7 protein-coding genes are annotated in these 11,627 nt (G+C 56.8%); 1 reads left to right on the top strand and 6 read right to left on the bottom strand.

Going from position 1 to position 11,627, the window contains the following annotated elements; genetic code table 11:
* Positions 1–50 precede the first annotated feature (50 nt).
* The 5 genes from QMX84_RS13780 to QMX84_RS13760 form a co-directional block, all read right to left on the bottom strand.
* Positions 51–1,160 carry an OpgC domain-containing protein gene (locus QMX84_RS13780; RefSeq protein WP_282364038.1) on the bottom strand — a complete coding sequence of 370 codons (1,110 nt, stop codon included), beginning with the start codon at positions 1,158–1,160 and terminating at the stop codon, positions 51–53.
* Between the two features lie 143 nt (positions 1,161–1,303).
* Positions 1,304–6,340, bottom strand: coding sequence for a DUF6543 domain-containing protein (locus tag QMX84_RS13775; RefSeq protein WP_282364037.1), 5,037 nt, complete (start codon positions 6,338–6,340; stop codon positions 1,304–1,306).
* A gap of 203 nt (positions 6,341–6,543) precedes the next feature.
* Positions 6,544–8,163 (bottom strand): FMN-binding glutamate synthase family protein, encoded by a 1,620-nt coding sequence (locus QMX84_RS13770; RefSeq protein WP_282364036.1) that lies wholly within the window; start codon positions 8,161–8,163, stop codon positions 6,544–6,546.
* Between the two features lie 227 nt (positions 8,164–8,390).
* Positions 8,391–8,987, bottom strand: coding sequence for a thiamine pyrophosphate-dependent enzyme (locus QMX84_RS13765; RefSeq protein ID WP_262124900.1), 597 nt, complete (start codon positions 8,985–8,987; stop codon positions 8,391–8,393).
* Entirely contained in the window at positions 8,975–9,514 is a 540-nt protein-coding gene (locus QMX84_RS13760; RefSeq protein ID WP_153327245.1) for a thiamine pyrophosphate-binding protein, read from the bottom strand. The genes QMX84_RS13765 and QMX84_RS13760 overlap by 13 nt, the downstream gene beginning before the upstream one ends.
* A gap of 350 nt (positions 9,515–9,864) precedes the next feature.
* On the opposite strand from QMX84_RS13760, the gene QMX84_RS13755 reads away from it, so the two are divergent.
* The gene (locus QMX84_RS13755) at positions 9,865–10,788 is read left to right on the top strand and encodes a LysR substrate-binding domain-containing protein (protein WP_262124948.1); all 924 of its coding nucleotides are present in this window, start codon (positions 9,865–9,867) and stop codon (positions 10,786–10,788) included.
* 26 nt (positions 10,789–10,814) lie between these two features.
* On the opposite strand, the gene QMX84_RS13750 is transcribed toward QMX84_RS13755, so the two are convergent.
* Positions 10,815–11,603, bottom strand: a complete 789-nt coding sequence (locus QMX84_RS13750) for a LuxR C-terminal-related transcriptional regulator (RefSeq protein ID WP_262124897.1) — start codon at positions 11,601–11,603, stop codon at positions 10,815–10,817.
* Positions 11,604–11,627: the final 24 nt, after the last annotated feature.

Raw genomic sequence — 11,627 nt, 5'->3', positions numbered from 1 at the left:
GCGAGCACGCCTCGCGATCTTTTAAAGACCAAAAGATCGCGAGGTACACGTCATGCCTTAGGCGGCATCCCCAGCCGCTTGTTCCAGTCCAGCCACTGGGCCAGCACGGCCATCAGGCCTACGCCCATCAGGGCGCTGAACACCTGCACTGCCCAACCGTCGCCGCCCAGCGCATTGAACATGTCTGCCAGCGGGGCGAGGATCACGCCCAAGCAGAACACCTCCAGCGAATAACGACCCATGCGGCAGATTTGTCGGGCGAACCACTGGTTCAGCCATTCGCCGTGGGGCACGATTTTGGCCACCACGTACACCAAAGCCAAAAAGTGCAACAGACGCACAGGTGACAAGTTGGTCTTGCTGATGGGGTACACCCACTCGCCCAACGCCACGGGCATGACTGCGTCGTGCAGGTGCGGCCATTTCCATGACACCGCTACAAGTCCGGTGACCAGCAGGTAAACCACCGCCCCCAGAAACAACGGTTGCTGGCTTAACGGTCGATGATCCACCGCAGGGTTGTCCTGGCCATACAGCGCCAGCGCGCCGCCGAGAATAAACAGGAACTGCCAGGCAATCGGGTTGAAAAACCACACGCCGCCTTCTTGTGAGGCGAAGTTCCAGTACGGCGCTATCAAGTACAGCGCCAGCGAAACACCCACCACGTAGCGCGCCTTGCGCAGCAGCATCGGCAGGACCAGCGGCAAGCCAATCAGCAGCACGATGTACAGCGGCAGCGGGTCCATCAGGTTGGGTTTAAAGCGCAGCAGCAACTCATCGGTGAGCGCCTGCTGCGGGTTGCTCAAGAAGTACTGCAAGCCCATTTCTTGCACCAAGTCACGGGTTTCAACGTGGCTGTTGGCAAAAAAGACGATGCCCATCAACACGGCAAGCAAGAAGATATGCACCACATACAGCACCCAGGCGCGGCGCCAGATCTTTACGCTGGCGATCAACAAGCCATCACGCCGGGCAATCTTGCCGTAAGCCAGCACGGCGGCATAACCGGCCAGAAAGACAAAGATCTCCGCAGCATCACTGAAACCGAAATTGCGCACGGTCAGTTCAGCCAGCGGGTTATGCGGGATGTGGTCCCAAAAAATAAAAATCAGTGCCAGCCCGCGAAAAAAGTCGATGCGGTGGTCGCGTCCGTTAATCATCACGGCAAATTCTCAAGCAGAAGGTAATAAAGTCTTACGCGATAAACAGAAGTTTCGCGCCGCACATCGGCGGCGCGCAGGGTGAAGCTATTGGGCAAGAAATGCAAAGTTCGGGTATTACTGATTGTCACTGAAGTTCGGATTTATTCGTCCTGGTTGACGGACAGTTGTTTTTTATCCAGTAGGGTTTGCGTGAGTTTGACCATCACTTCGTCGAGTTCAGCACGGGCCTTGAGTTGTAACGCGTAGTAGTCCTCATCGAGCATCGGCGCTTTGGTAAGCACCTTTTGCTCATCCACCCCCAGCTTTTTCGCCAGGGTTTTCAAGTCATGGGTCAGCGTTTGAAGGGCATCGCTGTCGCCTTCGGCCTGCTTTTCGGCCCACTGTTCCTGCAGCTCCTGCAACTGATCGATGTCTTTGATGCGCTGTAGGTGCGGCTCACGCTCAGCCTCAATCTCTGCGCCGTAGTGCTCAGTCAGATAATCCACCCAGGGCTCTTCCTCGAGCATTTTTTTCGGCAGGTAGCCGGGGATTTTTTCCTGGTTAATGACCAGGTTGAAGGCCTCTTCAATTTGCGCGGGAGTGATTTTCGCCAGGGTGCGAAACTTCATATGCGAAGGCTGCCAAGGCAGTTCCAGGCGGTCGCCGAGGTCAACCTGATAGATCAGTTGCACTTCGAGCGGGTCAGGTTTGAGTTCTGCGATCTGTCCCGGTGAGAGCCGAGCTTCCTCGCGGGCTGTGTTGTAGGCGCTGGTCTGGAGGTCGATTTGGGTTTGGGCAATGTCATCCAGTTGCAGCAGACGTGTGCGCCCCTTGATCAACTTCAGCAGTTCGGTCTCTTTGGCGACGCCTTGCAGTAGACCGATCTCATGCAGCAGCACCTTGTAGCCAAATCGGCTGAAGACCGTCTGGACGCGGTCAATGCAGGTTTGATGCTCAACCGCGCCGCCAAAAAATTCGTGCCTGAGCGAGGTGTCTTCAGCGGCCGCCGCGATGACACGCCACACCCGTCGGGTTAGTTGTTCACGTGCAAAGCGAAAGTCAGGCGACTCCGACAGGTCATGAATCACTCTGAAAAAATCCCGATTACCGGGCTCTGCTTGCAGGGCTGACCAGAGTTCGAGCTGGTCCAGGCGTTGCTCGGAATGCTGCGTGTTATCCAGCCAGACGTCTGCCGGATGTGGCTCAGCGCCTCGCGCATGCACGCGCGCTTCAAAGCGCAAACCCAGTTGTTCTCGGTAAGCCAACACTGCTTCAAGCGTGGCGGCGGGCAGGGGGTTGCCATGAACATAGGTGCTGCGCAAACGTTCTCGAGACAACTGGAAATAACTCTGCGGTAAAGCGGTCAGGTTGTTCTCGCGAAGATCAAGATTCGTCAGTTCCTGCAGCGTTTCGAGGCCCGAGGGCCATGTGCTGAGGCGGGTGTTTCTGAGGTTCAGTTCCTGCAATTGATTCATGTGGGTGAAATCGGGCACTTCACCCAGTGGGTTGTTGTTAAGGTCCAGCACGTTCAGTTGTGTCATTTCACTGAGCTTGCCGGCCTCTTCAACGGACAGGGTAATGCTGTTGCCGCCCAGGTTCAGATGGGTCAATGAGGCCAAGTCGAAAATGCTTGAAGGTATTTCAACCAAGTGCGTTGAGTTCAGTGTAAGTGATGTCAAACCGGAGAATTGCCTCAGAAGTCCATTGATATCGGGTTGCAGGTAAAAGTTCTTGAACTGCAGTTGTTTGACATGGCTGAAGTCTGCGGTGAGCTCGGGGAACGTCCCGAAATGGATTCCTTCTATGTTCAGCGTTTCACCCAGTGACGTTTCAATACCGGCCAGGGGCTGAGTGATTCTTCGTTGCCAGCATTTGATCAACTTGTTGATGACCCGCTGTTTATCTAAGGGGTTCACCAGGCGTACATGGTGGCGGCTGATCTGAGCCAGTTCCGGCGGTTTGGCTTTCCAGTTTTCGAGGTCTTTGACCAGCGTTCGAAACTCTGTCTTCAAGGCCTCAAGGCGCTGCAAGCCTTCGCGACTGTAGAGGTCTTCAAGCCCCAAAAACTCTTCAACCGCCTCGGCTGTATGGGTTGGGTACAACTCGGTTATCAGGCTTCTGACTCGTCGCGGGCTTGATCTGAAACAGGCGAACGGTGACCGGGCGCAGCGCGCAGCAGCCGGCTGAGGGAATGAATCGACGGGGCGTCCTTTTGCCAGTCGCATCGGTGAGGGTTCTCGTGTGCGGGGTATTTGCAATACGTCCCGCAGGGCGTTGCGGCTCATGGGCGCGCGCTGCGCAAGCGCTGCCTTGAGGGCTGGGCCCTGAGCCGGATGGGGAAACCCCAACGTTCGGCGTTGCGCATCGGGCAGGGCATGCAACACGCTGGCATAGAGGTCATCCAGGCCATGCAGGCTAAGGTGGTTGGCGTCGTAGGTTTGATACTGGCTGCCTTCCTTGACCAGCACTTTACGGATCGGTGCATCGGCTGCGCCCACATGGTCGAGCAACGGGCCTGAAAACTCGCCGTCACGCACTTCGATGCGCACGTCTTTCGACCAGCCCGGCATGTCCGCAAGGCTGTGCAAAAGCAGCTTTTGCGTGTCGGTATTGTTCAGGTATTCAAGGTAAAGGCCTTCAAAGGCCCGGGTCAGGCGCAGCTCCTGAGCGTAAAGGTTAGCTTCCTGGACAATGCGCACGGGCACCCGTATTTGCTTGTCGAGTACTTCAAACTCGGCTTGCGTGGCAGAGGCCAACAGCTCATCGACCACCGGACCGGGGAGGGTGGGGAAGCGCTTGAGCAATTGCCGCGCAGCAGGGGAGTCGGGCATGGGCGGCGACGTGTAGCGCGACGCAAAAAGTTTGTCCGTCCTTTGCCTGGCTCGCTGAGTCAGGCGTTTGTGCAAGGCTTCGGCCTTTTCCGTCAAACTGCTGCCAATCTCACCCTGCTCAGTACTGAGCCCTACCAGCGCGGTCACTTCTTCGGGAGCCAGGGATTCGAGCACGACTTTCAACATCTCACCTCGGCGCAACTGGCTGTCGAGGACTTGGATGATGGGCAGTTTTTTGGTCAGGTTATTGCCGTACTCGCTGATGGTTTTACCCTGGATATCAATAAAACGCAGGGCTTTGGTGGGAGGCCACATATCCTCCTCAACGAGTAGTTGGAGCTGAATCTGTGGGTCGGCCGTTCGATCTCCCGCCTGCATCCGCTGGATAAAACGTTGCAAGTCCTGGTCGATGGCCAAGCGTGTGATGCTGTCATTGAGCAGTGCCGGAGGCGGGCTTTGGTCGACGTGCACCTGACGCAGTTCAGCGTCGTCGACACCGCAGGCATGCAGCATCTGTTCAACCGTTTCACTGTCGACGGTGCTAAGGGTGGGGTGCAAGCGCCTGAACAAGGTGTTTTCATCCCAGTCGGCAAGCTCTTCTGCCGCGTGTTTCCAGGCACCATAGTTGTTATGCGACAGTTCGGGCCCGTAGGTTGTTGGCTCCGTTGGATGAAGCAGTCGATACGTCTGTTCGCCGGTTTTTTCGACGCTGTAGTGCTTGTCTTCCAGTTTCAGGTAATAGCGGCTCATGTGGTAATACAGGCCCTTCGCATCGGGTTTAAGCGCCGGGGGCAGGCTGATGTCATGTTCGAAGGGGGTGATATCGGGTTTCCAAAGCTTGGTTTGGCCCTCTTCTTGGCTAAAGACCGCCAGTTCCTCAATCAGCGGGACAGGTTTTACCGGCAACGGGCGGGCGAAATCCGAGGCTAATTTGCCGATTGCCGCGGCAGTGGCCAGATTGATCAGCACGCCTTTGGTGTAGGCCCAGGCGAGGTCCTTGTCATCTTGCTCCCAGGCCTCAATGCCGTGGTAAACGTCGTTCATGATCTGCGCTGCAAATACAACGGCCATGACCTCGCCCAGCCCCGGCACAAAGAATGCGGCAACGTTCAGCACGTTCAGGCTGACGTCCAGGTAGTGCTCCAGGCGCTCCAGTAAGGCGATGCGGTTGATGTCATCGGTCGGCACCGCGAGGAACCGCGCATCCGCCATCATTTGCAGGGTCTTGTAGGTATATAAATGCTCAAAAAGATTACCGGAGACAGGCTGTTGGGTCATGCCCAACGGGTCTCTGCCGCCTTTTGCAAAACGGTTATTAAAACGTTTGGTCAGTGCAAGTTTCTGTGATTGAGGGGCCAGGTGAATAAAGAACTCACGGTAAGTGGCATCCTGCAATTTAATCATCAAGTCGGCGTGGGCGGCTCTTAAGTTGTCGTACTCTTTCAGGCAACTGACCGGGTCGCCAGGGATATAAACAATACAACGCTGTTCTTGTTCAAGAGGGTCGCCATGAAAAAGGACCATGGATGAAAATTGCACTTCATCCAGTTTCATATAGTTACAACTTATGGGCAGAGTGCCAAATAAGGACCGTTCATCTCCCGCACCAAAACGCATCAAGGTGGCGTGGGTCTCGGGCTTGATATGTTTATTCATCAAGGCCACATCGGCTTGTAATAACAGCATGCTGCGCTCATGGTCGATAAAAGCAGAGGCGACCGCGAGTTTGTCTTGCGCGTGTGGCGGGCTGATTATGGCTGCCAGATGTTCCTGATAGCGTTTACCGATATCCAGTTCCCGGCATAAACGGGCGAAGGCAACGGGGTCAATCTCAAGCAGTTTTGGCGCCGGGTCGCTGGAGCGCGTGGATTTGTAATCCCAGAGATGTGAGCCTCTCGGTATGCCGCCAGTTTCAGCTTGCTCCGGCAAAAAATTGTGCAGGGCGGCTTGCAAGAGGGTCTGTGTGGCACGATTTGTAATCTCCCCTGTGAAGGTATTGAGCGTCGTGAGGGTGATCACGTTTTTTCTGACATCACAGGCAATCCCGAACGCTTTTAACAAGGCGTCTTGCAACAGGGGTTCGGCAAAGGCCTCGACACTGCTGATGTTGTCCAGGTAATGGCGAAGATTGATCAGGTTAGTGCGTGACAGTGCCTGATGTTCGCGAAGACCTTGCTGTTGTTCAGCACTCAGGGTGTTGTAGCCGGGCACGGGTGGGTAGGCTTGATTGTGCAGGGCTGGAATCAATGAAACATGAAAGTTATTGATCGCTGATTGGGCGTTGGCTTTGATCAGGTCGTGATGAATGCCCAGGTCTTTTAAATCAGGCGGTTTTAATGAGGTGTGGGTTAACGGAGTAGTTGGCATGAGTGATATCCGCAGTAGGGGAAGTCATGCCAGTCTAGAAACAATGGTGTGGCTATTAATAGGTTAAATAACTGATGGCGCGGACGGTTAGTTGAGCAAGTATTCAAAAGTAGTTGTTAACTATGTAATACCTTATTGTTCTGCTGCTATGTCGGGCCTGTTCCCGAACATCAAACTATTGATGTTCGGGAACAAAAAACGGATTACGCAGCGGCGATCACGTCAGGTTCAAAACTGTCCGCTCGGGCCATTTGCCACATGCGTGAATAGAACTCGCCATTGGCCTCGCCGGTCAGCAGTTCGCCGGGCTTGAGGAACACGTGCAACTGCGAGAACAGCTTGATTTCTGTGCGCGAGATGCGTCGTACCAAATGCTTGGCGTTCAGTTGTGCCGGGTGCTCAAGGCCCGCCGCCGCAAGCATTTCGGCCAGTGCCTTAAGGGTGTTGGTGTGGAACTGGAACACCCGCTGAGCTTTGTCGGGCACTACCAGGGCCCGCTGGCGCAGCGGGTCTTGGGTGGCAACGCCGGTCGGGCATTTGTTGGTGTGGCAGCTCTGCGACTGAATGCAGCCAATGGCGAACATAAAGCCGCGTGCCGAGTTGGCCCAGTCGGCGCCAATGGCCAACACGCTGGCAATATCGTAGGCGCTGACGATTTTGCCGCTGGCCCCGAGCTTGATCTTGTCGCGCAAGTTGAGGCCGACCAAGGTGTTGTGCACAAACAGCAGGCCTTCGCGCATCGGCGCGCCCATGTGGTCGGTGAACTCCACGGGTGCGGCGCCGGTGCCGCCTTCCTTGCCGTCAATCACGATGAAGTCAGGCAGGATGCCGGTTTCGAGCATGGCCTTGCAGATCCCCATGAACTCCCACGGGTGGCCCAGGCAGAATTTGAAGCCCACCGGTTTGCCGCCCGACAATTCACGCAGTTGCGCGATGAAATGCATCATTTCGATGGGCGTTGAAAAAGCGCTGTGGCGTGACGGCGAGATGCAGTCTTCGCCCATGGGCACGCCACGGGTTTCGGCAATTTCCGGGGTGACCTTGTGCTTGGGCAAAATGCCGCCGTGGCCTGGCTTGGCGCCCTGGCTCATCTTGATTTCGATCATGCGTACTTGCGGGGTTTGCGCCTGGGCGGCAAAGCGCTCCGGGTCGAAGCGGCCATCCGAGGTGCGGCAGCCAAAGTAGCCGCTGCCCAGTTCCCAGGTCAGGTCGCCACCGTTCTCGCGGTGGTAGGTGCTGATGCTGCCTTCGCCGGTGTCATGGGCAAAGTTGCCGAGTTTGGCGCCTTTGTTCAGGGCGCGAATCGCATTGGCGCTTAACGAGCCAAAACTCATGGCCGAGATATTAAAAATCGAGGCTGAATACGGCTGGGTGCACTGTGGGCCGCCGATGGTGATGCGAAAGCTGCTGGGGTCGGTCAATGGCGCGGGGCGCATGGAGTGGCCGATAAATTCAAAGCCTGGTTCGTACACATCAATCAGCGTGCCGAACGGTTTGTCGGCCGTTTCATTCTTGGCGCGTGAGTAGACCAGCGACCGTTGCGCGCGAGAGAAGGGCAGCGCGTCGCTGTCGGACTCCAGCAGGTACTGACGGATTTCTGGGCGAATGGCTTCAACCAGATAACGAATATTGCCCAGAATCGGGTAGTTGCGGCGCACCGCGTGGGGCCCCTGGAGCAAATCGAAAATGCCCAGCAGGCTCAGGGCCAACGTCACCGCAGTGAAGGGCCACAGCCACTCGTGGTGCATAAATGGAAGGCTGGCGAGGGTGAAAATGACACAGAAGGCAAAGAAGGCGTAACGGCTTAGTAACGACAGGCTCATACGGTTTTCCTTGGATTTGACGCTCAGGTCGGTCAGGCATTCTGCGCCTGTCGGTAAAGCCCGGACAAGGACTAAGGGCTCTGCGGCCGGGCTGAAGAGCCCTGAGCTTAGTCTGTCCGGGGTGTGCCATGCGCCTGTTGTGCCTGCGAAAAAATCGTAAAAAGCCTCTGGATTGCCTCAACGTGCCGCCCATGACAACTGCCCTGCGCGTCCACGGCATGCAATGGTCAGATCGGCTTGAAGCCTAGCCCCGCACGAAAGCGATTTTTGATGTAGTGACCATCACGCGGTGGCAGCACGCGTGGCGGGTTTTCAGCTTTGATCTTGATGGTCGCCAGCTTGATGCCGTCGCGCGTGGCGACACGCTCGCGCAGGTTGTGCACGCCTTGCATGTCACGGATTTCATCGGTCCAGCTGAAGCCGCAGGTCTTCGCGACCTGGTCCAGGGCAATACCAAAACCCGCATGACTGACCTGCATGCCGGTCTCGCCAAAGTGGCCGTTATCCAGCACCGCAATGGTCAGGTTGGCGGGTTTCTGAAGGGCGGCGGTGGCCAGGGCGCCGAAGCCCATCAGCAACTCACCATCACCCGTGACCACCACCACCGACTTGTCAGGCTGAGCATTGGCCAGGCCCAGGCCAACGGTGATGGCACTGCCCATCGCCGCCCACAGGTAATAATTCAGATCATGGTCGCCTGCGGCCATGACGTCATAAGCCGCTGAGCCCAGGCCGGTGACGACCAAAAGGTCCTTGCGGTCGGCCAACAGGTGTTTAACGACTTCGCGGCGGCACAGCGTGTGGTTTGCGCTTACTTGACCCATTTCTTTTCTCCAATCAGGCGTTGACCAAGCAGCAGAGCCGTCGCGCTATCGCCGTTGAATGCCATGGTTGCGGCACCGTGAAGCAGTGGCGCTACGTCTTGCGGGACGTCCGCGCGCCAGGTCATGACGTTCATCAGCTTCAGTGAAGCTTCGGTGGCCTGGCCCATAGGGTTCTGCCACGCGTTGAATTCAGCCCAGTCGCCGCGCAGGGTGACGACCATCAACAGCGGGAAACCGGCGCACACTTGAAGCGCCAGTGTATTGATGCAGTTTCCGACGCCACTGGACTGCATCAAGAGCGCGCCACGCTCCCCTCCCAGCCAGGCGCCAGCGAGGTAGCCGATGCCTTCTTCTTCAGTAGTAAGCACGACGGCCTTGATGTCGGGGTCTGCATAAGCCATGCGGATGGCGGCTGAATGCCCCGCATCCGGGACGAAGACCACGTGTTTGACGTTGTGGGCCTTGAGCACGCGAAAGACTTCTTCCTGCCACTCTTGCCCCACGGTGTGTTCTGCTTCTGTTGACATACCCATCTCCCGAGCAGTGCTGTTTTTGTGTTTTCAGCCATTCTGGGAGTGCTGGAACCCAACGGCGACTACCGCTTTTGTCTTTGAGATATGCCCGTTTTGTATCGTTGGTCGCCGTCTGTGTGGTTTGCCGGGCCCACACGGTAGTCTCCACAGTCGCAAGGTCTAACTGATAGGCCGAAATGCTATAGCTTGCCCTCAGCCCCCTGAGAGCCTTGGTGCAAAGCCTGCCCGCACGTCTTCAGGGCCAATGCACCGGCGGCCTGGCGCCTTCCCCCTGGCAGCATTGCGGGTACACTGAGGTGTCTTCGCCGCATGTCGCGCCGAGCCTGAATTTGACTGGCCTGGTAATGGATGTCGTTCAACTCAAGACCCTGATTCATGTTGCCGAACTGGGTAGCCTTAGCAAGGCCTCTGACCGGCTTCACATCGCACAGCCGGCCCTCAGCCGACAAATTCGATTGCTGGAAAAAGAACTCGGCACTTATTTGTTTGATCGGCACGGGCGGGGAATGGAAATCACCGATGCTGGCCGCGAAGTGTTGGCGCATGCCACACGAATCATGGAGGAAATGGAGTCAATACGAAGTTCGGTTGCCGGTGGGAAGTCTTCATTTCGGGGCACCGTCATCATCGGCACTACGCCGACCGTCGCGGAAATCGCCACGGTCCCGCTGGTTCGAAAAGTCAAAGAACAACACCCAGATCTCGGTATCAGGTTCTCTTCTGCCTACAGCGGTCACCTGCTCGATTGGGTGCAACGTGGGGAGTTGGAGCTGGCGATTTCTTATGACCCGCAACCTCTGCATACGCTGCGGATCATGCCGGTGATGATGGAAAACCTGCTATTGGTGGGGCCCGCCAGCGCCAATCTGCGCATGGATACGCCAGTGTCATTCGAGTCTCTGGGAGGGAAACCATTGGTGTTGCCCAGTGCCCGACACAGTCTTCGCGTCATTCTGGATAACTGCGCGCGTGAAGTCGCCATCAAGCTAAAAACGAGCGTTGAAGCTGACTCTTTCGGCGCGATGATCGATCTGGTCCGCCATGGCTTTGGTTTGACCGCTTTGCCATTAGCTTCGATTCACGCACAGATCGAGTCCGGCGTGCTCAGTGCCGCACCTTTGGTCGACCCTGTCCCCATGCGTAAACTGGTCCAGGTGTTTCCTGCGGACAGGCGCGTCAGCCCGGCTGCAAAATGGGTAGGCGATACCTTTATCGAGATTGCCGCCGATCTGGTAAGTCGCAAGATGTGGGCAGGGCACATGCTCTGAGCCACTTGATTGGCCGGTCCCGTCATTCAAGAGACGGGATGGGGGGCGCCCTGGTCCCTTTGAGCCTGTAAAAAGATCGAGAACAGCTCTGATTGCGACTTGATGCCCAGCTTGCGGTAGATGTGCTTCTTATGAACTTTCACGGTTTCTACCGAGATATCCAGCTTGCGGGCAATCTCTTTGCTGGAGCAGCCGCTGAGCATCAAGCGGCCCACATCCAGTTCGCGGGCGGTCAGGTGCGTGCCCCATTCGTCGTTGAGCTCGGGTGGCTCGGGCGTACTTACTTGCTTGAGTTCGTAGGGTAGACGCTGGCGCAGCAGGCTCAGCACCCAAGGCTGGATCAGCGACAGCAGGGCGATCTGTTCGCGGTCAAAACGCTGGCGCGAGCCCAGTGACAGGCACAAGGTACGGCCGTCCGGCTGGTGGCTGTTGAACTGGATCTCATCGGCTACCACGTTCAGTCGAAAGTAGCGCTGGTAGTACTCGGTGAGTTCGAAATGCTCCGGCGCCACTTCGGCCAGGCGCAGCAAGCCGGTGCGCGAATGTTCGCGGCTGGCGATGTAGAACGGGTCAAGCAGGTAAAGGCCGTTGAGGTAGTCCTGAAACAACTGGTCGGGGCTGCCGTCCTGGCCCGGGCATTCGGCAAATACCAGCGGTTTGTGCTCGCTGCTGAACAGCAGCACCACCCAACTGTCAAACGGCACGTAGTGCTCCAGCAGGCGTACCAGTTGAGTCCAGAAGTTGGCCTGGTCCAGAGCGTCTATCATTTGCCCAACTGAACGGTGCCAGGCGATGTCTTCAAGCGACATGGTCATCAATCTACCCCTATCGGGTTACCC

The sequence above is a fragment of the Pseudomonas sp. PS01297 genome (assembly GCF_029959305.1).
In the GTDB taxonomy this organism is placed as follows: Bacteria; Pseudomonadota; Gammaproteobacteria; order Pseudomonadales; family Pseudomonadaceae; genus Aquipseudomonas; species Aquipseudomonas helleri.
Note: the sequence above shows the minus strand (reverse complement) of the source record. Positions and strands in the feature narration are given on the sequence as shown.